The organism is Paenibacillus sp. J22FR21 (assembly GCF_056269135.1).
In genome coordinates, this window is the sequence record NZ_JBWDNJ010000004.1 from 308287 (window position 1) to 332343 (window position 24057).

Genomic DNA, 24057 nt, shown 5'->3' on the forward strand with positions numbered 1-24057 from the left:
TTCACAATTCCTCCTAGAATAAAGCGCTGTCCTTATCGACTCTACGCACCAGATAGTTCGCTGATACAATGGTCACCAAGCCGACCACAGACTGCAGGAATCCGACAGCTGCGCCTGAGTTAATGTCACCAAGCTTCGTAAGTGCACGATAAACGTAAGTATCAATAATATCCGTCGTAGCAAAGTTGAGCCCCACGTTATTAGGTACAAAGTAGTGCAATCCGAAATCTCCGCGGAAAATATTGCCGAGACCCAAGATAAACAAAATAATAATAAGCGGCTTCAGCAGCGGCAGTGTGATTCGCGTCATCATTTGTACTCTGGAAGCACCGTCCAGCCTGGCCGCCTCGTAATATTCGCTGTTAATGCCCATAATGCCGGCGTAATAGACGAGTGTAGAGAAGCCGACACCCTTCCATACCGATACTAATGGCAGGATGAAGATCCATGGCATCGTCTCAAAATACCAATTATGCGGCTCCAATCCGATATTCTGCAGAATACCGTTCAAATAACCGCTCTTGTGCTCCAGGAAGGCATAAGCAATGTAACCGACGAGCACCAGCGATATAAAGTAAGGCAGAAACATCGCGGTTTGGTAAATCTTCACCATTCGCCCTGACACTTCATTAAGCAGCAAGGCGAAGAGCAGCGCGGTTGCCGTGCCAAGCACGATGTACGTACAGTTGTACAGCAAGGTGTTGCGAATAATACGAAGTGCATCCTGCGACTTGAAGAGAAATTCAAAGTTGTCGAATCCTACCCATCTGCTGCCGAAGATGCCTTGATCATACCGAAAGAACTTAAACGCTAGAATCAAACCGACCATCGGGAAATAATTAATGACTAATTTGTAAAGAATGCCTGGCACTGAAAGCAACAGCAGCTCTCTGTTCTTGCGCAGATGCCGCCATTCTCGGCTCAGCCAGTTTCCTTTGCTACTTTGACCCGAATCCATCATGACTTGTGACCTCCTCCTTCTGACCTTCATGTTGCCATGCCAGGGCAGCGAAATATAGAATACGATTTTCGAAAAGCTGTATCTTACACGTGTAAAATGTTCGAATTTATGCAGTTTACAGGCTTATAGACCTAATAAAACCGCCGTTCCCACTGCCTCGAGAGGCTTTGTGGAAACGGCGGTCATAAGATAAGTCCGTTATGAGATGGATTTCTTCATCCGATATTCCTTTGGCGTACTTCCAAACTTCCCTTTGAACAACCGGAAGAAATAGCTCGGATTGGAATATCCGCATTTCTCCATAATTTCGATGACCGTATAATCATCCGTTTCCAGCAGCAGCTGTGCATGCTTCAAGCGGACTTCGTTCATGTATTCCGTTATGGACATCGAGGTGCTGTCTTTAAACATCTTGCCGATGTAGGCCGACGATAACTTCACGGTAGCCGCGATGGACTGCTGACTTAAATTGATATCTGCATATTTCTGTTCCACCAATTCCTTGATCGTCTCCAGAATCATATCATTGCGTTCCATCGTAGCCGGACGTTGACCTTCGCAGATCCTAGCGCAAAGCGCCAGCAGCGCAATGTACATTTCCTCCAGCGTTTCTTTCTCCTGCGTAATTTGAGTCGCATATTCCAAATCGACATCAAATTTGATAACGCGGTTATTGGCAATGTCCGCCGCCGTATTCTTCACCACCCATGCCAAGTTGGAGACAGCCCTCAGCATATCGTCATAGCCGAATGTTGCAAGCAGCGTAAATGCCTTCTCCAGCTCGCTTCCCGCCTCGGACATTTGACCTTTCTTCAACGCTTCTGACAGTTTACGTTCAATGACATCCGGGATGGCGGATTGCTTGCTCAGCAAATTTTCTCTAATCTGTTCGGGGATTATCGTAGCCATATGACCATGGATAATCTTATAGCTGCAGAGCTGCATAGCCTGATTATAAGCCGACGAAATATACGGAAATTGCGGAATCGGGTCGCTTACACCACATGAGAGCGAGATGCCATAGAAGTGGAGAATCGTTTGCTGAATTTCTCGGACAATCGGTACGACCTGCTCGGAGAACGTTGTTGCTGAATCCGGGATAGGATTTGTTTGACCCGCTCGGTAGGTGCTCGACGAAGAATTCGATACGATCAGCACCATATGGTCGCCTCGCACCTCAACCACTTCGCAGAGATACAGCTTCGCCATGATTTCATGCGCGATGTTAACCATTGCAAAGCTATACAGCTTCTTCGCAGCCCCCGTCGTATTGCGATCAAACGCCTGAAATTCATCGATTCGCAGGACACAGATCAGCAGCTCATCCTTTACCGAGATGCCAAGCCCATGCTTCTCGATCACTTCGAGCATATCATGGTGCGTAAAGAGACTGCTGTCCGTCAGCAGCTTGCGCAAATAATATTTGCTCACAATTTGCTCCGAGCTGATTTCCTGCAGCTTATCTGACAGCCGCATGTAATTGTCGCTCATCAGATGGAACTCATCACCATCAAAGGCGGAAGGATTCTGTTCGTCTCGCGGTGCTTGCAGGCGAATGCGGCGCAGCATCCGTTCAATCGGCGTATAAAGCTTATAAGACAGCCATATCGATAAGCCAATCGACAGCACCAGGAAGATGCCTGTGATGGCAAACGATTTCGTTCGCGTTGACCGAACATCCTTCATCAGCAAATCGTAGGATTGCACGTAGATGATCGTCCAATTTCGAACTCCGTCATCCATATACGATACGAGCTGCTTATTCCCATCGATATCCCCGACGACAAAACCGGAGAGCTGCTTGTTCATCTCCTTATCACGCTGCACCAGCTGTTTGATTTGGTCGCGTTTAGCCTTGTCCTGTTCGGTTACAGCGTCATCGGAGGAATAGAGGTGGCCGTCTTGATCGGCAATGTAAATCTCATTCCCTTCTTTGTCGCTGCTGACGGCATCCATCCGCTTCAAGCTCTCGAAAACCCAGTTGGATTTAATGTAAAGAATAATAGCCGATTCCGCCCTGGAGAAAGGTTTCAGCGAGTTCGTAACGAGAAAAGCGAAGGCATCGATTCCGCCGTCTGCCTTCTCCAAGCTGACAGGAATTAGCCGCGAGGTTGGATGCGGCTTCGAAGCATCGAAGAGCCATTCGCGAATTTTGGCTTTTGTTTGGCCGCCGTCCAGCAGGAAGGCGCTTGTAGTGCCGTAGATTTCATTTTGCGTGTGATTATAGATGGCTATGGAATGCAAGAAGGAAGCGCTGTCCATAATGCTCGACAGCCGTTGATAACCGCGAATGAAGTCCATCTTAGGCAGCTTCATGTCGAACAGGAGCGTGGCAAGCTGATTGTCTTTATTTACGTAGTTGGATAGATGCGTAATGATTTCGTTCATATAAGTGAGATTATATTGAATTTGCGATAATACCTTGAGGTTAGACTGCTCTTGGTTGCGTCTGACGGAGTCCTCCAGCACATACGTATTCGCTACGGACAGTGCCATGAGCACTACGACCATGGAAAGCATGATGGAGATTAAAACACGCTGCAAATATTTCTTCGACTTATAGATACCGAAGCCTTTCACTGTTGCTCCCCCTTTACGCCGGAAACTTCGCTTACCTCCTATTATGGCAAATGTTGAATAAGTCTGCTATATGAATTTAGCGCGGTGTCGTATTGTCGGTTTCTTTACGAAGGCCGATTTTTTCATTATAATTAGCCATTAAAGAGGTGTAACATGATCATAATTAAAACCAAAGATGAAATCGAGCATATGCGCAAAGCAGGCGAAATTCTCGCAGCCTGCCACCGCGAAATCGCGAACATCATTAAACCCGGCATTACAACCAATGAAATTGACCAATTTGCCGAGAAATTTATGGAGCAGCACGGCGCGAAGCCGGAGCAGAAAGGTTACAAAGGCTATGCGTACGCAACCTGCGCTTCCGTCAACGACGTCATCTGTCACGGCTTCCCTTCGGCCACGCCGCTGAAGGAAGGAGATATCGTCACAATCGACATGGTCGTCAACTTGAATGGCTGGCTGGCTGACTCCGCTTGGTCGTATGCGGTAGGCAAAGTTTCCGCGCAAGCGAAGAAGCTGCTCAAAGTAACCGAGGAAGCGATGTACAAAGGCATCGAGCAAGCCGTTGTAGGCAACCGCATGGGCGATGTATCGAACGCGATCCAGAAGCATGCCGAAGCAGAGGGCTTCTCCGTTGTTCGTGAGTTTATCGGCCACGGCATCGGGCAGGATATGCATGAAGAACCGCAAGTGCCTCACTATGGACCTGCGGGTCGCGGAATCAGGCTGAAAGCCGGCATGGTCATGACCATCGAGCCGATGCTGAATACCGGCGTATGGCAAAGCAAGATCGATTCCGATGGATGGACGGCACGCACGATGGACGGCGGGCTCTCTGCTCAGTATGAGCATACCATCGCCATTACGGACGAAGGTCCAATCGTTCTTACTAAACAATAATGACGTATAAAAGGCTGTATTCGGAAAGTGCGCTCTGCGCCTCTTTGCCGGATACAGCCTTTTTTAATAGTTAACTAAAACATTTCTCCACAAGCGCCATCCGAATATACAATCCGTTCTGAGCTTGTCTGAAATAAGCCGCCCGCGGATCACTGTCCACTTCCGGATGAATTTCTCCGGCACGCGGCAGCGGATGAAGAATCATTGCATTCGCCTTCATCTCATCTAGCAGCTTGCGGTCGATAATATATTTGCCTTCCGCCTTGCTGTACTCCTCCGGCGAAGGGAACCGCTCCTTCTGAATCCGCGTCTGGTAGAACACATCCGCCGTACTGGCAATACCGGACAGATCCGTTGTTTCCTCGTAGGATATGCCTTTCTCGTCCAAGTACTGTTTGACATAGGAAGGAATTCGTACATTATCCGGCGAGATAAAGGACAGATGCACATCCTTGTAATTCGCCAGCAGGTAGCTCAAGGAATGCACGGTTCGACCATAAGTGAGGTCGCCGATCATCGCGATATGCAGCCCGTCGATCCCGCCGAATTCCTTCTGAATCGTATACAAATCAAGAAGTGCCTGCGTGGGATGTTCGCCGGATCCATCGCCCGCATTGATGACCGGTACATTGGAAACCGCGGCAGCGCGCTTCGCAGCTCCGATATCCGTATGGCGCATCACGATGAGATCGCTGTAACCCGAAATGATGCGGATCGTATCCTCAAGTGTTTCACCTTTAATCGTGGACGAGAATTGGCTCGCATTCTCCGTACCGATTACGCGGCCGCCCAGTCGGTGCATGGCCGATTCGAAGGAGAAGCGGGTCCGTGTGCTCGCCTCGAAGAAGAGCGTGCTCATTATTTTGTTCGGGAAACGCTGATTGCCGCCTTCCTTCGCTACCAGCTCCATCCCTTTCGCGGATTCGAACAGCTCATCCAGCTCTCCTCGATCGAATTGCTTCGCTCCGAGTACATGATACAATCCACTCATACTTCGCCATCCCCTTTTCGCGCGTTGTCCATTCGATTATAAGCTAGTCCTACCCGTACATTCAAACCATCCCGATGATAAGTTATCCGATAATCAGCTTCTCTTCAGGGTACTTAATATCCGGTTTCTTCTTCCCGGAAGTGAACAACGAGAAGAACAGGAACATCCCGATTCGACCGATGAACATGAGTAGAATGAGGGTGATTTTGCCTGAAACATGAAGTGACCCCGTAATGCCCGTCGACAGCCCGCATGTCCCGAATGCGGAAGTGACCTCGAACAGCACGGCAGAGAGATCATAACGATGCGCTTCCGCCATGAGGACGGCGAATATGCCTATAATGACGAGCAGCACGGACATTGATAAGAAGACAAAGCTCTTATAGACGTCATCCTTGCTAATCGAGCGGTTGAACAGCCGAATTTCCTTCTCGCCTTTGGCAAAGTTGATCATCACGATAACAATAACGGCAATCGTCGTCGTTCGGATACCTCCGCCAACGCTTGACGGGCTTGCCCCGATGAACATCAATACCGAGATGAGCAGCTGTGACGCCTGATGCAGCGAAGACATATCGATGATTGTAAGACCTGCGCTGCGCGACGTAATGGAAGTGAACAACGCATTCATCAGCTGCTGATGGATGGGCATATTCGCGAACGAATGGCCCGCTTCCGTGAGCCAAATCACAACGAAGCCGAGCAGAATAAGCACGACGTGGGTGACCATCGTAACCTTCGTGAATAAGGAAAACCGAAACCGTTTCTGTTTCTTCCTAGCCCATTCGGTCAGTTCGGCAAGAACGGGAAATCCAACTGCGCCAAGCACTATTAATATCATCGTTACGCTTTGTACAAAGTAATCGTCCGAGTAACGAATGAGCGAATCCCCAAACAAGTCAAAGCCCGCATTCGTAAAAGCGGAAACGGCGTGGAACAACCCATTGAATATAGCGCCCCATATTGTATCCGAATAGCCGGTCGTATAGAAATACACGCTGAACAGGAGAGTTCCAAGCAGCTCGATCGCAAGCGTGAGCAGCAAGACAAGCCTCATCAACGATACGAGTCCGGACAACTGATTCCGGTTCTGATCAATCATAATGAGCTTTCGCTCCAGCAGACCGATATTCTCCCCGAGTAAGAACCAGTAGAAGCTGCCGAGCGTCATGATGCCGATCCCTCCAAATTGGAAGGCAAAGATAAGAACGGCCGCGCCGAAGACGCTGAAGGAATCGCCAGTGCTGACCGTTGTAAGTCCAGTAACGCTCACTGCGCTGGCAGCGGTGAATAAAGCGTCAATGAATGACAAGCGCACGCCAGGCTTCCAGCTGACCGGCAGCATGAGCAGCAGCGTAATGAACAGGATTCCTAACACATAAACAGAAACGATCAGCCTCGCCGGCGACATTTTGCGGATTAATTTTCTGAGCATAAGTAAGAACATGACTCCTTAAGTAAACCTGATATAATAGCGACTCTTCTAGTTTAATCGACATTGTTTTTGGATACAACTTCCTGCCTGGCACTCGGATCATTCATACCCAAAAAAGCTGCCCCACGAAAGGGCAGCTTGGCACGCAGTATGGATCGTTTACCCGGATAAGTTGGATTCCTTCTGAAGCCACACGGCCATTTCGCCCGGCTCGCGGTTAGCCCATGCAAAATATGGAACCGCCGTAAACGTCACGTTCGTGTAACGGGAGCCGCTTGGACGATACAGCAATTGATTCCAATCGTCTGTGGACCGTACCGCAGCCTTGCCATGAAGCATGACCATCGGAACTCCATTGATGTCACTGGTAGAATTGCTGTACTCTGGCTGACGAAGAATCGTCATATCGAAGATGGCAAACGGATTGTCAATAGCTTCTAAGCAGTACACGACAGGTCCGCGCATGAGTGCGACTTTCCCGCTGCTCTCGGACACAAGCGGGTTGGATTCAATTTCAACGACCGGCATTGGGAAGCGGAGCGAAACCGTCCCCTTTGTAATCAAGCTCATCGGGATATGCAGATAACCATTTTTCAATACGAGACCGTCAGTGATTGTGTTGCCGTCAAACACCTCAGTACCGTCAATCTCAACCGTTGGATTCGTGCACCAGCCCGGCATACGGAATGCAAGAGCTGCACCTTCGACAAGCTCTCCGCCTACTTGAACGGTTACCGTTTCGGTCCACGGATAATTCGTTACCTGCTCTACTTGCATCGACCCCGAAGCCAGCTTAATATTCGCTTTGCTCTGCACATATTGGCTGATATACAACGTATCTTGCTCCGTAGCATAGACGTACTCGCCAATTGCCGCAATGAACCTCAGAATGTTCGGCGGGCAGCAGGAGCATTCAAATACACGCTCACGTCGATAGTTAGGGAACAGATTCCGAGTATCATGGACGCCTTTCAAGAAATCATTATGAGCAGGCACAGACTGCAATGCATTATCGTAGAAGAACCCGGTCCCATCAAGCGACAGACCAGCCAGAGCACCGTTATACATCTGACGCTCAATAATATCTGCATAACGCGTATCCGGCTCAATGGAGAACATCCGTTGCGCGAAGAATGCCATGGCGATCGAAGCGCAAGTCTCCGCATACGAGCTCTGGTTAGGCAGCATGTAAGCCGCTCCGATTGCTTCGCCGAACCGTTCTGCGCTTACCCCGCCTGTTACGTACATCTTCCGCAGCGTTGCATCGTCCCATAGACGTAAGCAAGCCTCATACAATTCCTTGTCATCGTACTCTCGGGAGATATCAGCCATCGAGGAGTAGAAATACATCGCTCTCACGGCATGACCTGCAGCAGCTGGCAGCTGGCGCGCCGGCGCATCATCCTGCGCATACGTATCGTTGTACAATAACTGGCTGTTAAGCGGCGGACTAGCCGGCCAAGTTCCGTTTCTCACGGAGAAAATGCGATCACGCGCTTCCGTACCGCGGATATCGATAAAATGTTTGGAGAGCTCCAAATAACGATCTTCTCCGGTAGCCTGCCACAATCGAACAAGCGCCAGCTCAATCTCCTGGTGACCCGGAGCTGAATAGTTTGCAGTGCCTTCCAGCTTGAACGCGGTTTCAATACAATCGGCAAAACGTGTCATGATATTCAGAAAGCGCTTACTACCCGTGGAATAAAAGTGAGCCACTGCGGCTTCCATCATATGACCTGCCGTATAGAGCTCATGCGCAGTGCGGTCTTTGAAACGATTCACCGGTTCACATGTCAAAAAATACGAATTGAAATAACCATCCACATCTTGGCCCTGTTCAATATAATCAATAACCGTTTCCAGTTTCTTGCTAATTTCTTCATCCGGATGGTAATACAAAATATAAGCTGCGCCTTCCATCCATTTCGCAACATCGGAGTCCCAGAAAATATGCGGCTTATTGTCCATGCCTTCTTTCCAGGACAGACGCATCGCATCAATTCGGCCTGTTTCGTTGAACCGGTCATAAATTGCATTTACGGTAGCGCGGGCATTGGTATGCTGCCATTTGCCCCAGAAGCCTTCACCCAGTGATATTTCTTTCCAATTCACTTGTGTTAATTTGCTCATTGTAGACTCTAATCTCCTCTGACTCCATGTCGTATGTGGTGGTCGAACCTCCCCTGATTCTTCGACATGGAATAGATTAACACCTTCTACAAAATCAAATTTAATTGAACCAAAAGAAGACAGCCTTCGAAACGATTCGATGGCTGTCTTCACTAGACTGTACTATAGTAGTACAAGTTTCCCTCACAATTCAGGTACTCCGTTACAAGCTGCTCTCGCATCTGCTCAATGAAATAAATCGGATCTGCAATATAAACCGTGCCGGAAGCTGCTGTTTCGTTAATCCTGAACTGGATCTGCTCCATCACCTGTTCAGGGATATAATACGCTCCGCCGTCACAAACCTTCGCTCTAACCCAACAAATGCTGCAAGCCTGGGACTTACGCTGCTGCAGCTCCGCTATTGCTTTAAAGTTGCGTGTATCCAGATAATAATCAATTAGTGCCTCATTCATAACTATTGATGCAGCATCCTGCTGAATAAAGATTTTGCTGCCGATGGGCAGATCTTCCTTCATTACGTATCCCTCGTATCGTATCTATTATGGTAGGTCTTCCACACTATTCCATATGAACTACCTCAATACCATATATATCACAAAATTTAGGATGTTGGTACTATTTTAATACAACTTGTCTCCAACCAGTATACAAAAAAGCGCATCGATACACTATCGATGCGCGTTGTGTGTTACATATAAATTTCGATTACATTCTGATCTGTTCGTAATCCGGCAAGAAGCGTCTCACGGTTAATCCGTACGCCGCCCTGACGGTAACGGTTCGCTGTCGGCTGCAATGAAGCCTCCACTCCGTTAAGGGTTACTCGGCGCTCAGCACTGCCGCCATCCAGATGATAGACGAAACGGATCGGCTGATCCAGCAAACGGAACTCAAACTGCAAACCGTTCAGATGTTTCGGCAGCACAGGGTCAATGACAAGATCGCCGCCTTCTTGGCGAATGCCCAGACAGTTTGAGATGAGCTGATTCATGTAGATTCCAGGGCCGCTGGAGTACACTCTCCATCCGCCCTTCACTTGAACCTTGCCTTGTCTTAACTCATCGAATCGCTCCTGTGCCTCATAACGGTCGCCAAATTTTCCGTCGGAGCTGCTGAAGTAGGCATTGCTTTGACGAATGTCAGCATTTGGCACGACATCGCGCAACCCAACCGGATTAATCATCTGCAGCCCTTTCCATGCTTCATCTCTGAATCCAAGCTTGGCCATCGCTTCGACAAACCGGATATGCGCATGCACATATTGCAAGCCGATTTCCCGTCCGAAGTTGGACGCTTGCTCTGCACGCTTGAAGCGCGTGCTAACGCCTCCGTTATAGGCAGCCGGTTTGTTCATAAGGCGAACGCCATCCGGGAAATACAACTTTTCCTTAATGATGTCGTAATGAGCATCGGCTTGCTCTTTGGTGAGCAGCTCGCCGATCATACTTCTGGTCATCGGCAGCAGACGATACTGGATGCCTGTCTCGTTCTCATCCGGGTGAATCATCAGCTTCACCTGTTCCGGATTCTCCATGTATAAGAAGCCCGGAATTGTGCCGGTTGGCAGCATATATCGGTTGAAGTCGGCTTGAATGCCCGCAGCCAGTACACTAAGCTCATCTGACAAGTCCTTGTTGTAATCAGCAAGTGCAGCAGCTAACTGCTTCATTACTTGATAGGTCAAGGATACGGTCCAGCTGCTGACCAGATACTTCTTGAGCTGCGCGTTAGCCGGCTGCAGCGTATCGTCCCAATCACCGTCACCGTAGGAGGACAAATTCGTGCCATGCAGGAAATGCGCTTTAATATAATCGATTTCTTTGAGCACATGCCCGAGCAGCGAATCCGTCTGCTCCGTAAACGCAAACGTATGCCGATCCGTATACGGAATCTGTTCTTCCAGAATGCTGTAGTCTTTGGTGACATTCAAATAATCGCCGATGACCTTCAGCGGCCATACAATAATGTCTCCGTGGCTTTCCTCTGATTGCACCTTGATGTACTTGTCATACATAAACCACTGCGGCCAGTTGCCTGTATCCTCATATTGATGCGCGAATACAGTCTGCAGGATCGTACGAACAACATCATACTTCTGTGTGGCCATGAAATATTCAACCGGCCCCTGACAGACGTCACGCGAGCCCCAAGCAGCCCCGCCATATTGTTCAAGACCATGCGGTGTAGAGAAATGAACGAGCATGTTGTGGGTATACCACCAAGCGAGCGTGTTCACCTTCTCCAGCTCATCCGATACGGCTCCATCTAAGGAAAGTTCAAAGCCATTCATCACTCTATAGTAGAAATCACGGTAACGAGCTGCTTCCTCTTCTGAATTGCGTGTAACAAAAGGCAGCTCTTCCCCGTTCAAAAGTCCCTGAATCGTTAAGCTCCAATTAGCGGCTGCTGCAACGCTTAACACAACTAATGAAGCATCGCCGGGCTGGACATGCTCCGCCAGCAGTCTTTCATCGCCGATGCTCATCGAAGCGCCTGCGAGCTTCATGCGGTAGCATAGATCCGGATAAACGGAGCGGCTGTATGAACGATCATCCGCGCGGAATGTAACAACATCGCCTTCTTGCTCCATGCGGAACGGCACTTCGTATTCGTTATTATCCATCGTTACCTGGTTCGTTACCAAATAACGATACGATTTGCCGTTTTCGGAAACGACCTGCAGCTGCACCTCTGGCGTATCCAGAGTCGTAAAGCTCGACACGACGAGCTGATCCTCCGGCAATTTATAAACCCACTTGGCATAGTTGAATCCAATCTCGTAGGCGGATGGCAGTGCCAGCAAACGATAGCTTCCTTCGAGCTCGACATAGATGCGTTGACCGGATGTCTTCATCATATTGAGCGCGTTGCGCGCATTGGACATCATTTTGTTAAACGACGTGTTGCCTACTACAATATGCGAATTGAAGATACCGTACATGAATGAGGTCGTTGCCAGAACCTGCTCGTTCATCCGATCGTTATTGCCTGTCATCATAATATGGCCATGCGGACGTTCTACGCGAAGCTCTTTGTCCTTAAGGACAACATGCTCGTGCGTAGGCGTAAAGAAGGACAACAATGTCTCTCCATCCCACTCTTCCTGTTGACGCGATGGGTAACGCTGCTCAATCTCGGCTTCGGTCAGTGATGCTGACTGAAGCGGATGTCCGACAGTCGAATGAAGCGAAACCTTCTCTACCTCTTGAACAGCGTCCAGCGGCGACTGTGAATCTGCCCATGCCCAAGCTTCCACAATCTCATCACCAAATTCAAGCGCAGCAACTGCATCGGCATGATTGTCCTTATATAGGCCATAGAATACGACGCGTGCTGAGCCATCCAGTTGTATCCGTTCCGATTGCAGTGCCGCATAAGCAAACTCATATTGGTAGACCTGGTTCGCTAATGATGCCTGCTTAAGGCCTGCTGCCTCATTGGTTTCTTTGTACGACAATCCGAACAGCTGGAATCCATCTGTGGAGTAGCCGATTGCGCCTGTCAGCGCCCCCTGCTGCAAATACGGGAATTTCCCTTGCTGGGGTTGGTTCTGTCTGGAGCAAATGACGAAGCCTTTGCTCGTGTCTTCAAATACCGAATGACCGATATACTGCGATACATAAGCTTCATTAGATCGAACAGCGCCTCGATTGGCAATGCCGATATCTTGTCCATATACAACATCCGCTTGAATGCCGTCACCGGTTAAGGCAATATCCCAGAACCAGATGCCGCGATCCGATAACCGGAAAATGACCTTGTAGGAAACGCCCTTCGCAGAGCCCTCCCACACGGCAGCATGCTCGGAATACGCAAAGCGGCTTTGAGATTGGACGCCTAACAGCGGAAGAACTTCCGCAATCGTCCCATCTTCGGCGAATAGTCTTAGATACACTTTGTTAAACGATCCGTCGATGGCATTGGAGAGTACTTGATTGATCAGTACATCCCCGTGAGAGGCCTGATACAAGTCTCCGCTGTTCAAAAAAGTAAACTGCAGGCCTCCCCCGCTTAATGAGATTCTGGAAAGGGATTTGCTCGTTTCGACTGAGTTGTTCACGTTAGTCCACTCTCATTTCCATTTTATTCGTTTGTTTTGGTGAAACGTATCACCAATTCTATAATACCATGTTCGGCACCATTCTCGCATGATGGAATTTACAAAAAAAGGGGAAGTGACGACGAAAAGTCACTTCCCCTTTGCCTGTTCTATTCGTTCTTCATTTATCCTCGTTCTCAAGCAGCTCATAAAATTGTGCCACACGATTAAACACGCCATCCGGTAATATATCATAAACCGAGCTTTGGTACGCAGATAACCAACGTACGCCATACGTACGAAGCCCGGCTGCCTTACCGGCGAGAATGTCTGCATTACTATCCCCGAAAAATATGGCACTCGATTTATCTACAGCCAATATGTGCAGCGCTTTATGTATACCCTCAGGGTCCGGTTTCGGTTTGTTGACGTCATCGCCTGTAATCGTGACATCAAAAAATCGTTGTAATTGTAACGCCTCGGATGAAATCGCAAATGCACGTCTGCTTTTCCCGGTGATGACGCCAATTTTCACACCTTGCTCCTTCAGAAAATGAAGTAAATCTACCAGTTCCTGTTCATTAGGAAAGTTATGATCATGACCCTTCTCATATAACGTGTAATAATCCTCAATAGCCTGTAAGACTGAAGCTTTATTTGTGAAGTTCTCACCTATAATGCCTTCCTCTGTCGGACCGAACATGGTAACAAGCTCATCGTTTGTAACCTCTCGATGATCATGCTGTTTAAACACGGTTCTAAAGGCACTAAACGATAATGGCAATGTGTCGGCGAGCGTTCCATCAAAATCAAATAAGACCGCTTGAATGGACATAACGAGAACTCCTCCTTGTTAGATAAAGGGAATCCTATCCATCATATCAGATTCAGATGATGCCTAAACGGCAAAAAACCTGAAGTCCCTTATGAATCAAGGAATTTCAGGTTTTTCTGAGGTATGCGGTCGGAGGGATTTGAACCCTCACGCCTTGTGAGCGCCACCCCCTCAAGATGGTGTGTCTGCCGTTCCACCACGACCGCGAAGTGATATGTGATTATCCATATCGAATGAGGTAAAAGTGAGCCATGTAGGACTCGAACCTACGACACCCTGATTAAAAGTCAGGTGCTCTACCAACTGAGCTAATGGCTCATAAATGGTGACCCGTAGGGGACTCGAACCCCTGTTACCTCCGTGAAAGGGAGGTGTCTTAACCACTTGACCAACGGGCCTAATCTTCATCGTTTTTCGACAAGCTTTTCAAACGACAAGTGTTATTATATCTAAACCATAAAGCAATAGCAAGCATTTTTTTCAATTCATTTCACAACTTATATTTTACATTTATACCCATAATAATACAGCGCTTCGCACATCGATACGTTCCCCTAAAAACCTACTAACTATTCCATATTAGCTTGTTTTTCTTCCGCAGATCTGAGTACACTAGTAGTAATAAGGAGGAGAAACAAATTGACCACCACTAGCACTACTGCGAATATGGAAATCGGAATTAGCACTTTCTTAGAAGCAACCAATGATCTTACAACCGGTAAAGCCGTTAACCATGCGGAGAGATTGCGGCATGCGGTTGAAGAAATCGTTCTCGCCGATCAGGTAGGACTTGATGTCTATGGAGTCGGGGAGCATCATCGCTCGGATTATGCCGGCTCCGCGCCAGCTATTGTACTTGCTGCTGCAGCTGCTATGACGAAACGCATTCGACTCACAAGCGCGGTGACCGTTCTGTCCTCGGATGATCCGGTCCGTGTCTATCAATCCTTCTCAACCCTAGACGGCATTTCGAACGGGCGTGCGGAAATTATGGCCGGCCGTGGTTCGTTTATAGAGTCCTTCCCGCTCTTCGGTTATGATCTGCACGATTATGATGAATTGTTTGAAGAGAAGCTGGAGCTGCTGCTCGCAATTCGCGACTCAGAGAAAGTCAGCTGGCGCGGCGGCCATCGCCCGGCCTTTCAAAATCTCGGCGTCTATCCACGCTCGGTCCAGCAACCGCTTCCGGTATGGATTGCGAGCGGCGGAAATCCGGAATCCGCGGTCAGAGCCGGTATGCTCGGACTGCCAATTGCGTTTGCGATTATCGGCGGCATGCCTGAGAGCTTCGCTCCATTAGTCAAACTCTACAAAGAAGCAGCAGCTCGCGCGGGTCATGATCCGGCAACCTTGCAAATCGCGACACATTCGCATGGCTTCGTCAGCGATACAACGGAACAAGCTGCTGATGCCTTCTTCCTCCCAACCCAAGCCCAAATGAACGTCATTGGGCGCGAGCGTGGTTGGACCCAGCCTTACAGCCGCGCCACTTTCGATGCAGCTCGCAGCCTGCGCGGCGCTCTCTATGTAGGCGATCCCGAATATGTCGCAGAGAAAATCATTCTACTGCGCAAGAACTTAGGCGTGACGCGTTTCTTCCTTCATGTGAACGTCGGCACAATGCCTCATCATGAAACACTTCGCGCCATTGAGCTGCTTGGCACCAAGGTAGCGCCAATCGTGCGCAAGGAACTTGCTCGACTGGAAGGATAAAAGAAGAGCGTGCCTCTTCTCGCAAGTGACTTCTGCGAGAATGAGCACGCTCTTTATTCTTCCATGATGCGATAAGGTTCTAATACGACCTCGCCATCTGCAATAGAATGCACATGGGATATAGTCGTGACGGCATCCAGATTCAAAGCTCCATACAGATGCGGGAATAGTTGGTTCATTTCATACAAGTCTTCATATATAAGCTCGGCTTCAGCTGCCGTTTCATCAATCTCAAGCAGAAGCAAATCATCAACATCTTGAAACAGCATATTGGCGAGCAGATTAATTTGTTCCCGCGTGCAGCAGTGTATGAAACCATCGGCAGCGATACTTTGCGGTTCATATTTAGGTTGTTCGCTTGCTGCAATCCACTCATGCTTATGTATAAAATGATAAATCATCCCGAACTCTCCTTCATTTCATTATCTAAACAGAAGAAGAACCCTTGAATAATCAAGGGTTCTTCTAGGGAATGCGGTCGGAGGGATTTGAACCCTCACGCCTTGTGAGCGCCACCCCCTCAAGATGGTGTGTCTGCCGTTCCACCACGACCGCGAAGTGATATGTAATTGTCCATATCGAGAATGAAGATGGTGACCCGTAGGGGACTCGAACCCCTGTTACCTCCGTGAAAGGGAGGTGTCTTAACCACTTGACCAACGGGCCTTTTGTTGCAAGCTCCCTCTCGCTGCTAACGAGATCGGAGAATTGAATGTCCACTAAATAAGTGCGTTCATTCATAGGAAATGGCGGAGAGAGAGGGATTCGAACCCTCGCACCGCTTGCGCAGTCTAACCCCTTAGCAGAGGGTCCCCTTGAGCCACTTGGGTATCTCCCCAAAAGAAATGGCTCCCCGAACAGGACTCGAACCTGTGACAACTCGATTAACAGTCGAGTGCTCTACCAACTGAGCTATCAGGGAATAGTAATGAGTGACAAGAAATAATGTATCATGTCTGAGAATCGAAGTCAAGCCTATAAAGCAACAAAATCCCCCGGCATTTTCCGCATGCATAGCGGCGCGGATCGGTCTTTCTTTTGCGCAAATACTCGGTCCCGCAGCTGCGACAAACAAGCTTAAATCGATAGGGTTCCTGCTTGCGTTTTACCCCTTCAGGCAGAGATTTGCAGAATCGCGTCCCGCCTACTTTGGCGAGCAGCTGCTTGAAATCCGCATCCCGGTGCTGGTATCCCCGCTTCAATATATGCAAATGATAATGGCATAGCTCATGCTTGATGATTTTCTCGGTTTCCTCTTCCCCATAATTGGCCAGTTGATGAGGGCTGATCTCGATATTGTGCGACTTCGTAAAATAGCGCCCTCCCGTAGACTTCAATCTTCCGTTGAAGGTTGCCTGGTGCCTGAAAGGAATTCCGAAATCGTGCAGAGAAACCCGTTCGACCCATTCTTGTAGCTGATTATCCTGCATTTGATGTACTCCCTTGAATTTGTAACCTCAATATACTTGAATTTTAAAGGATGAATACGCTACACTGTCAAGTAGTAAAGATCAATATCAGCTATGATGATTGGTTTATAGAGGGGAGAAGCTATCATGCCAGAAATGCGTTATATCATAATGAAAAACGGACAAGATGTTTCGTTCGTAGAAATGCCTGCCTCACATGCGTATCAATTAAGCGCGCTTAATTTGCGCCTGCATAAAGAAATCGACAAGCTGACCGCTTCCGAAGTGCCGGTACTGCCGTACGCGATTGCAGAATGCGCTGATGCAGAGCTTCATGACAAATCCATCGTCATCCATTCCGGGCTTGATTACATGAATCAGCTGGAGAAAGACTTCTCGTCCGTTGAAGAGAAATCCTATCCGCTGATCTCGCTGCTCACTGAAATTCGCGCTTTGCAGGCACAATTAGAGCAGTGGTACGAGGAAGAACTCGACATTTAAGCTTCCGCTTCGCCTGTTTTTGCAAAATCTTGAACATTCGCGCTAGTTGGACCTGCACGGACATTCGCCCACTTCCATACACTTATTAGTACAACAAGTGATGTCTGGAAGGAGGGCGAAGCTATGCCGCAATGGCTGTGCAATCAACTGATGCGCGCTTTTCTGAAGAAAGACCACAGGCAAATTCGTCTATTGAACGATTGCTGGTATTTCTACCGTACGAGTCAACGGCCTGATGAAGATTCTGCAAGCTTGTAAGCGATTTGTAGAAAAAGGGTGCTATCTCTTTGCAGTGACGCTTGTGTCGTGACTGCTCGAAGATAACACCCTTTTTGCCGTGCCTTGAAGTGGAGTACTGCTTAATCCGGTTTGCGCATCGTCAGGCTGACTCTGCCCTTCTTAAGATCGACGCTAAGCACCCAGACCGTAACGGTATCCCCGACGGAGACAACATCCATGGGATGTTTCACGAATTTGTTGCTCAGCTGCGAAATATGGACGAGCCCGTCATTCTTAATGCCGATATCAACGAACGCACCGAAATCGATAACATTGCGGACCGTACCGTGAAGCTCCATACCCGGCGCCAGATCCTCAATGCTAAGCACATCCGTATGGAAAATCGGAGCAGGAAGCTCTTCACGCGGATCTCTGCCCGGGCGCAGCAAGCTGTCCACGATATCTCTCAGCGTCGGAACGCCAACGCCAAGTGTTAGAGCGACTTCTTCCGTGTTAATCGCGGAGATGGCCGCTTTAAACGTCTCTGTTCCTAACTGATTCAGCTTCAAGCCTATCGTTGTACAAAGCTTATCGACGACGGCATACGATTCCGGATGAATCGGCGTACGATCAAGCGGGTTGGGGCTCTCCGGAATTCGAATAAAGCCGATACACTGCTCGTAGGTTTTGGCCCCGAGTCTTGGCACGCTCTGCAGTGTCTTGCGATCGCTGAACTTACCTTTCTCTTCGCGGTACTTCACGATGTTCTTCGCCGTTGTCGCATTGATCCCAGCTACGTAGGATAGCAGCGATGGAGATGCCGTATTCACATCAACGCCGACGTGGTTAACCGCAGACTCCACGACGCCGCCAAGCGTCTCTTCCAACCGCTTCTGGCTGACATCATGCTGGTACTGGCCAACACCGATCGCTTTGGGCTCGATCTTCACAAGCTCAGCCAGCGGATCCTGCAAACGACGCGCAATCGAAACCGCGCTACGCTCGGCAACATCCAGCTTCGGGAATTCCTCTGCAGCTAGCTTGGACGCCGAGTAGACACTCGCTCCTGCTTCATTGACGATAATATATTTAAGTGCATCTGCTCCGGGGAGCTTCGCTTTCTTGCGTTTGCCTATGAGCTCCGCAATGAATTGCTCCGTTTCCCGTGAAGCCGTACCATTGCCGATTACAATCAGCTCGACATTATATTGGTCGATTAGCCCGCCAATAAGCTTCTCAGCCTCGACTACTTTATTGTGAGGCGCCGTCGGATAGGATACCGCGACTTCAAGCAGCTTGCCCGTTTCATCAATGACAGCGAGCTTACAGCCTGTCCGGAAGGCCGGGTCAACGCCAAGCACGACATTGCCGCGAACCGGCGGTTGAAGCAGCAGATTGCGTAGGTTTGTCGAGAAGATGCTGATGGCATGCTCTTCCGCTTTCTCCGTCAATTCGCCGCGCACTTCACGCTCGATGGAAGGAGCGATTAATCGCTTATAGGCATCCTCTATCGTTTGCAGCAGGATCGTACGGATAGATGGCGCTGTCTGCGGACGAATCGTTTGGCGATCGATATAGTCATGAATTTTATCCGACTGTAGATCTAAGGTAACCCGAAGCACTTCTTCACGTTCTGCGCGGTTGATGGCAAGCGTACGATGCGGCGGCAGCTTCTTCAGCGGCTCTTGATACGCATAATACATCTCGTACACCGTCTCCTGCTTGGCATCCTTTGCTTCGGTGCGCATGATACCTTGATCGAACGTATAACGGCGCACCCATGTGCGAATCTTCGCATCATCAGCAAACTGCTCGGCAATGATGTCCATTGCGCCTTGAAGCGCGTCTTCGGCTGTTGGAACGCCTTTTCCTTCGTCTATGTAACGTGCAGCCTCGCGTGCAGGATCCGCTTGACGCGGCTGTGACAGCAGCCACTGCGCCAGCGGCTCCAAGCCGCGCTCCTTCGCTACGCTCGCACGGGTTTTTCTCTTCTGGCGGTAGGGGCGGTACAGATCTTCGATCTCCTGCAGCTTCACTGAAGCAATAATGGAGCCCCGAAGCTCTTCCGTCAGCTTGCCCTGCTCCTCGATCAGTCGAATGACTTCACGCTTGCGGCTCTCCAGGTTACGCATGTATTGAAGCTTCTCTTCGATGCCACGCAGCTCATTCTCATCCAGCTCGCCTGTCATTTCCTTGCGATATCTCGCAATAAATGGAATCGTATTGCCCTCATCAAGCAGCGATACCGCTGATTTCACCTTACCAAGCGGCAAGTTCAGCTCCGCGGAGACACGTTTGACGATACGCTCCTGTTCGGCTGCTTTCTCTTCAGGGGACAAATCAATCTTACCAGTGGTGCCTCCCTCAAGTTCTTCATCCTTCAACTTCTGTTTCGTTTCAGCCACGCTTCAATTCCTCCATCAAGTAACGGAATAGAACCCTTAAGGCCAGCTGTTAAGCCGGCACAAAAGGGTTGTTTGCCATTTCATAACCAATTGTCGTCTGCGGACCATGTCCCGGATATACCCGAACTGCAGGGTCCAGCTTGTATAATTTCAAACGAATAGAATCGTACAAATCGCGTTCCTTACCGCCCGGCAAGTCGCTGCGACCGACGGACTGCTTGAAGAGAACATCGCCGCTAATCAGATGCTCGCCGCACAGCAGGCTGACACTGCCCGGAGAATGTCCCGGCGTGTGCAGGATGCTGAAGGCATGTCCGATCAGCACCAGCTTCTGCCCTTCGGACAGCCCAAATTCAGCAGGCTCCGTGGTGAGGGGCTCCGTCACATCCGCCCAGCGGGCAGAGCCATTCTTCTTGGCATCCGTCAGCCAATCGGCTTCGGCATCATGGAGATAAACCGGGCAGCTGAATGCACGGCGCAGCTCGTCAACACCTGCCATATGGTCAAAATGCGCATGCGTCAGGACAATTGCTTCAATAATAAGCCCGCGCTCGCGGATTCGCTCTATGAGTCGCTTTGGTCCCATGCCGGGATCAATGACGAAAGCGCGCTTACCGGTTTCCTCGGTGAGAAGGTAACAGTTCGTTTGCAGAGGACCCAGTGTAAATGTCTCAATCTTGAACATATTAGACCGAAGCTAGCAGCGTGCGCAGCTCTTTAATGATGTCTTGCTGATACGCCGTACCTTCACCATATCGGCGGCCCACTTCTTGACGCGCGAGGGCGATGTTCGCTTGGTAATCGGCAGCTTCACGGTCCGGGTTCGCCAGTTTGAAAGCTGTCATCGGCTCCTGCACATAGGCAGAACGAGGGCCCCATTGGCCAAGCACATGGCCGCCGGTGTCTGCAAGAATGACGATCGGAATTCCGCGTCCGCCCATGGTCAGAAACTCATCCATTGTTTCCAAATGCTCTTCCATAACGAGGACGTCTATCGGCATGCCTGTCAGTTCCATCGCTTTGAAAATAACCGGTACATTGCGAACAACATCGCCGCACCACTCAGCCATTAGGATCAAGCAGCGCAGATCGTCGCGGTTGTTGATCGATTCGAAGAACTCGCGATCATCCTCGCTCGCCCATTCAAAGCGGGTTCCCCAATCCTGAAACGCTTCTTTATTCTTGGTCATGGAGTCTAGAAATTGCTGAGGACTAATGCCTTTATTTAACTTGCTTGCTACATTCTTGGCCATGAGAAAATGCCTCCTCTTGGAATCTAATTCCTAAACTATATTGTATCAAATGTTTCTGCCTGCGCACAAACCACGATCCGACTCGTCCTAAATAGACTTGCCTTTACGTTTCATCACTTTAAACAGTACATACACGATCAGCAGAGCAAGCGCAATGAGGATCGCTGGCTGTACGTACGGTGCCGCTTTCTCATCGATATTGTGCCAATTCGCCCCTAGCGAGCGGCCCAAGTACACGAAGAGAATGGCCCATGGAATGGAAGCCAATGCAGTGAGCACCGTAAACCTCATGAAGGACATCCGCGCCATCCCCGCAGGAATGGAAATTACCTGACGCATAACCGGAACAAAACGTGCCGTAAATACGATGCCTGACCCATAACGAAGAAACCACTGTTCGGCGATGTCGATATGCTTCGGTTTGATTTTGATAAATTTGCCGTACTTCTCGAAGAATGGTCGGCCCGCATAGCGTCCGATTGCATAGAGGATCCATTGCTGTGCTACCGCGCCTATAGTACCGAATATGACCGCACCGAGAAAAGAAATCTTTCCTTCGTGCACCAAGTAACCTGCATAGCCCAGAACAATTTCACTCGGGATAACTTCGATCATGAGGCCGATGAGAATTCCAAAATACCCCAAACTCTCAATCCATTGCAGCAATGAATCAACTATTTCATGAAACCAGGCCACTCTGTCAACTCCTATCATTCCCTATATTGAGGCTTATCGAATTCCAGCCGGAATCGAAGCTTCTCTTCCAGTATTCTAGCATACTTCCCTACCTCGCCTCCACCGCAGGCATTCATGGCCGAGCTTTCGCATAGACTAGCTGTACCTTTTGTAGGAAAGCCGGGTGAGCGAACATGTCGAATATTTTTGTAGTCAGCAGAAAACAGCTCTGGTTATTCACCCTATTGGTTCTCATCATCGTCATTGCAGCCGCGAGTCTAAGATGGAACCATTCCAGAACGGCAAGCGCCTTGCAGCAGAAGTCGCGCGTCTATCAGCTTGTAACCGGAGAGTTCAAAACCAAAACAGATGACGGTAAGGAGCTGGAGGTGTACCGATTCGATCCCGGCACCCTCGTCGTGAATAAAGGCGAGCATGTCGAGCTGCGCATTACGGGCATTAACGGGAAATCGCATCCTTTTGTCATCCAGGAGCTTGGAGTTAAAGGAGAAGTGAATAAGGGGCAAACGACGGTGGTTCATTTCACGGCCGATCAGCGCGGGACCTATCCGATTATATGTCTGACACATACATCGCTAACGAACGGCGGGCCAATGGTGGGGTATATTGTGGTGCAGTAGGACTGGGGAAAATGCCGCTGGCTACGGGCAGAAACGGACTTTCTGGACTGTGACCAGGATGTGCATTTGTGCATATATAGGGGGTAGAGAGGAGTCGGTTACGATGAAACCTTCCACCCAAAAGCACACCTCGGAGTACCCTTCTGCACGCAAAATCAGACGCGCTTGCGAGAACGAGCTTTACCGCACCGTGAAACGGCTTGGCGTGTACATCCCCAAGGACAAGATGGAGCTCGCCGAGAAGCTCTATGTCCAAAAGGTTTTTCTCCATTCGCAGTGGATTCATGAGCATGCCAGCAACCGAAAGCTGCTGTCCGATTGGTTTGACGAGAATGTCAGCGCCGATATCGCCGCGTTATGGGAAGTGGAACAGCCTAAGCTATGTAAGGCATTCCGCGATGCCTTCGGAGGATGATGGGGGCAAGCCCTGAAACATAAAACAGCAGCACAGCTCTCTCTGAAGAGCCGTGCTGCTGTTGTCGTTAATGAGAGTTTTGCAGGCAGGTTGGATGGATAAATCCGGCTTAGCCAATGATGGCATAGGTTTGAACACCGGAAGGAATGGTACGTGTACGAAACAGAACACCGTTCGAATTAAAGGTGCGGATCGTGTAAGTCACGTTCGTTAATGTGGTGATGTTGTTAAAGCGAACAACGCCGAACGAGTCGAAGAAAGCAGTGGCGACGACTTGGTTGTTCCGGAACAAACGAGCGAAGAAGCCGGTTGTAAGGAAAGGAACGCCGTTCTGAGCGACCCAAACAACAGAGAGTCGACTGAACGTAGGTCCTGTCAACGTGGTTTCATTTAACGTTTTGGGCACAGATGTGCGGATGACTTTGCCGGAGCTTGGCATATTATATTTCGGTCTTACGCGTGATATTGCCATAAGCATCACTCCTTTCGGGGGTTGCTTACAGCTTATGCCGAGCCTGACGAGGAAGAGTGGACAATCCTCACGGGTGATGAGCCTGTTTTGTAGATTAAGCCCACGTGCGCGTGTTATTAATCTGCATCTTCTCTTTGAAGGCTTGCTCCAGATCGATACCCAGCATATTCGCCAAATCGAAGATATTCCAAACCACATCATACATCTCGTGGCCCAGGTTCGCTTTACGTTCCGCATCCGGATGGAAGGAGACGGACAGCACTTCTTTAGCCAGCTCGCCGACTTCGGTCATTAAATACAACATCCTCTGCTCGATGGAGCTCTGGTCGAACCCTTGGAGCGCGCTCCATTCTTTTACATACTGTTGAAATTCGGCTGTATTCATATTCTATGTTCCTTTCTACATATGGGATTGTGCACGATGAAGATTGGTAAGGAGCAAGATGGAAAATAGAAATAAGCAAGACGCAAAATAGTAAT

General features: G+C 49.3%; 22 protein-coding genes and 7 tRNA genes. 6 read left to right on the forward strand and 23 right to left on the reverse strand.

Annotated features, from left to right (window positions below):
- Nucleotides 1–13: 13 nt before the first annotated feature.
- Both AC0YNS_RS16830 and AC0YNS_RS16835 read right to left on the reverse strand, forming a co-directional pair.
- A complete protein-coding gene (locus AC0YNS_RS16830) occupies nucleotides 14–961 on the reverse strand; it encodes an ABC transporter permease subunit (RefSeq protein ID WP_475782130.1) in 948 nt (315 codons plus the stop codon).
- A 198-nt stretch (nucleotides 962–1159) separates the two neighbouring features.
- Nucleotides 1160–3541 carry a helix-turn-helix domain-containing protein gene (locus AC0YNS_RS16835; RefSeq protein WP_475782131.1) on the reverse strand — a complete coding sequence of 794 codons (2382 nt, stop codon included), beginning with the start codon at nucleotides 3539–3541 and terminating at the stop codon, nucleotides 1160–1162.
- A 153-nt stretch (nucleotides 3542–3694) separates the two neighbouring features.
- Here AC0YNS_RS16835 and map point away from each other — a divergent pair, with 153 nt between their 5' ends.
- Entirely contained in the window at nucleotides 3695–4441 is a 747-nt protein-coding gene (gene map / locus AC0YNS_RS16840; protein ID WP_475782132.1) for a type I methionyl aminopeptidase, read from the forward strand.
- Between the two features lie 70 nt (nucleotides 4442–4511).
- Here map and pyrB read toward each other — a convergent pair whose 3' ends face one another.
- The 9 genes from pyrB to AC0YNS_RS16885 form a co-directional block, all read right to left on the reverse strand.
- Complete coding sequence (pyrB, locus tag AC0YNS_RS16845) at nucleotides 4512–5432, reverse strand: aspartate carbamoyltransferase (protein WP_475782133.1); 921 nt, start codon at nucleotides 5430–5432, stop codon at nucleotides 4512–4514.
- A gap of 82 nt (nucleotides 5433–5514) precedes the next feature.
- Entirely contained in the window at nucleotides 5515–6867 is a 1353-nt protein-coding gene (locus AC0YNS_RS16850) for a TrkH family potassium uptake protein (RefSeq protein WP_475782134.1), read from the reverse strand.
- Between the two features lie 159 nt (nucleotides 6868–7026).
- Nucleotides 7027–8997 carry a glycoside hydrolase family 127 protein gene (locus AC0YNS_RS16855; RefSeq protein ID WP_475782135.1) on the reverse strand — a complete coding sequence of 657 codons (1971 nt, stop codon included), beginning with the start codon at nucleotides 8995–8997 and terminating at the stop codon, nucleotides 7027–7029.
- Between the two features lie 152 nt (nucleotides 8998–9149).
- The gene (locus AC0YNS_RS16860; RefSeq protein ID WP_475782136.1) at nucleotides 9150–9515 is read right to left on the reverse strand and encodes a hypothetical protein; all 366 of its coding nucleotides are present in this window, start codon (nucleotides 9513–9515) and stop codon (nucleotides 9150–9152) included.
- 173 nt (nucleotides 9516–9688) lie between these two features.
- Nucleotides 9689–13060, reverse strand: a complete 3372-nt coding sequence (locus AC0YNS_RS16865; protein ID WP_475782137.1) for a GH36-type glycosyl hydrolase domain-containing protein — start codon at nucleotides 13058–13060, stop codon at nucleotides 9689–9691.
- A gap of 160 nt (nucleotides 13061–13220) precedes the next feature.
- Entirely contained in the window at nucleotides 13221–13874 is a 654-nt protein-coding gene (locus AC0YNS_RS16870) for an HAD family hydrolase (protein WP_475782138.1), read from the reverse strand.
- 124 nt (nucleotides 13875–13998) lie between these two features.
- Nucleotides 13999–14080: transfer RNA gene (locus AC0YNS_RS16875), tRNA-Leu, on the reverse strand.
- Nucleotides 14081–14119: 39 nt separating this feature from the next.
- A tRNA-Lys gene (locus AC0YNS_RS16880) sits at nucleotides 14120–14192 on the reverse strand.
- Nucleotides 14193–14197: 5 nt separating this feature from the next.
- Nucleotides 14198–14272: transfer RNA gene (locus tag AC0YNS_RS16885), tRNA-Glu, on the reverse strand.
- 268 nt (nucleotides 14273–14540) lie between these two features.
- On the opposite strand from AC0YNS_RS16885, the gene AC0YNS_RS16890 reads away from it, so the two are divergent.
- Nucleotides 14541–15587, forward strand: coding sequence for an LLM class flavin-dependent oxidoreductase (locus tag AC0YNS_RS16890; RefSeq protein WP_475782468.1), 1047 nt, complete (start codon nucleotides 14541–14543; stop codon nucleotides 15585–15587).
- Between the two features lie 53 nt (nucleotides 15588–15640).
- Here AC0YNS_RS16890 and AC0YNS_RS16895 read toward each other — a convergent pair whose 3' ends face one another.
- From AC0YNS_RS16895 to AC0YNS_RS16920, 6 genes are all read right to left on the reverse strand, one after another.
- Nucleotides 15641–15988, reverse strand: coding sequence for a DUF952 domain-containing protein (locus AC0YNS_RS16895; RefSeq protein WP_475782139.1), 348 nt, complete (start codon nucleotides 15986–15988; stop codon nucleotides 15641–15643).
- A gap of 72 nt (nucleotides 15989–16060) precedes the next feature.
- Nucleotides 16061–16142 (reverse strand) — tRNA-Leu (locus tag AC0YNS_RS16900).
- Between the two features lie 36 nt (nucleotides 16143–16178).
- Nucleotides 16179–16253: transfer RNA gene (locus AC0YNS_RS16905), tRNA-Glu, on the reverse strand.
- Nucleotides 16254–16334: 81 nt separating this feature from the next.
- Nucleotides 16335–16425, reverse strand: a tRNA-Ser gene (locus AC0YNS_RS16910).
- An 8-nt stretch (nucleotides 16426–16433) separates the two neighbouring features.
- Nucleotides 16434–16509: transfer RNA gene (locus tag AC0YNS_RS16915), tRNA-Asn, on the reverse strand.
- Between the two features lie 28 nt (nucleotides 16510–16537).
- Nucleotides 16538–17017, reverse strand: a complete 480-nt coding sequence (locus AC0YNS_RS16920) for a SprT family protein (protein WP_475782140.1) — start codon at nucleotides 17015–17017, stop codon at nucleotides 16538–16540.
- Nucleotides 17018–17143: 126 nt separating this feature from the next.
- Between AC0YNS_RS16920 and AC0YNS_RS16925 the strand changes: the two genes are divergently transcribed.
- A complete protein-coding gene (locus AC0YNS_RS16925) occupies nucleotides 17144–17497 on the forward strand; it encodes a hydrolase/acyltransferase (protein WP_090984641.1) in 354 nt (117 codons plus the stop codon).
- Nucleotides 17498–17620: 123 nt separating this feature from the next.
- Nucleotides 17621–17755: a cortex morphogenetic protein CmpA gene (cmpA, locus tag AC0YNS_RS16930; protein WP_090984639.1), complete on the forward strand. Its 135-nt coding sequence runs from the start codon at nucleotides 17621–17623 to the stop codon at nucleotides 17753–17755.
- 101 nt (nucleotides 17756–17856) lie between these two features.
- Here cmpA and AC0YNS_RS16935 read toward each other — a convergent pair whose 3' ends face one another.
- The 4 genes from AC0YNS_RS16935 to uptA all read right to left on the reverse strand — a co-directional run bounded on the left by AC0YNS_RS16935 (nucleotide 17857) and on the right by uptA (nucleotide 22070).
- Nucleotides 17857–20100, reverse strand: a complete 2244-nt coding sequence (locus AC0YNS_RS16935; protein WP_475782469.1) for a Tex family protein — start codon at nucleotides 20098–20100, stop codon at nucleotides 17857–17859.
- A gap of 70 nt (nucleotides 20101–20170) precedes the next feature.
- Nucleotides 20171–20806, reverse strand: coding sequence for an MBL fold metallo-hydrolase (locus AC0YNS_RS16940; RefSeq protein WP_475782141.1), 636 nt, complete (start codon nucleotides 20804–20806; stop codon nucleotides 20171–20173).
- A 1-nt stretch (nucleotide 20807) separates the two neighbouring features.
- A complete protein-coding gene (locus AC0YNS_RS16945; protein ID WP_475782142.1) occupies nucleotides 20808–21374 on the reverse strand; it encodes a thioredoxin family protein in 567 nt (188 codons plus the stop codon).
- A gap of 87 nt (nucleotides 21375–21461) precedes the next feature.
- Nucleotides 21462–22070 (reverse strand): undecaprenyl phosphate transporter UptA, encoded by a 609-nt coding sequence (uptA, locus tag AC0YNS_RS16950; protein ID WP_475782143.1) that lies wholly within the window; start codon nucleotides 22068–22070, stop codon nucleotides 21462–21464.
- A 173-nt stretch (nucleotides 22071–22243) separates the two neighbouring features.
- Here uptA and AC0YNS_RS16955 point away from each other — a divergent pair, with 173 nt between their 5' ends.
- Both AC0YNS_RS16955 and AC0YNS_RS16960 read left to right on the forward strand, forming a co-directional pair.
- Nucleotides 22244–22690, forward strand: coding sequence for a cupredoxin domain-containing protein (locus AC0YNS_RS16955; protein WP_475782144.1), 447 nt, complete (start codon nucleotides 22244–22246; stop codon nucleotides 22688–22690).
- A 103-nt stretch (nucleotides 22691–22793) separates the two neighbouring features.
- Nucleotides 22794–23105, forward strand: a complete 312-nt coding sequence (locus AC0YNS_RS16960; protein ID WP_090984627.1) for a dehydrogenase — start codon at nucleotides 22794–22796, stop codon at nucleotides 23103–23105.
- Nucleotides 23106–23214: 109 nt separating this feature from the next.
- Here AC0YNS_RS16960 and AC0YNS_RS16965 read toward each other — a convergent pair whose 3' ends face one another.
- Complete coding sequence (locus tag AC0YNS_RS16965; protein WP_475782145.1) at nucleotides 23215–23577, reverse strand: hypothetical protein; 363 nt, start codon at nucleotides 23575–23577, stop codon at nucleotides 23215–23217.
- A gap of 94 nt (nucleotides 23578–23671) precedes the next feature.
- Nucleotides 23672–23962 (reverse strand): MazG nucleotide pyrophosphohydrolase domain-containing protein, encoded by a 291-nt coding sequence (locus AC0YNS_RS16970; RefSeq protein ID WP_475782146.1) that lies wholly within the window; start codon nucleotides 23960–23962, stop codon nucleotides 23672–23674.
- Between the last annotated feature and the right edge of the window lie 95 nt (nucleotides 23963–24057).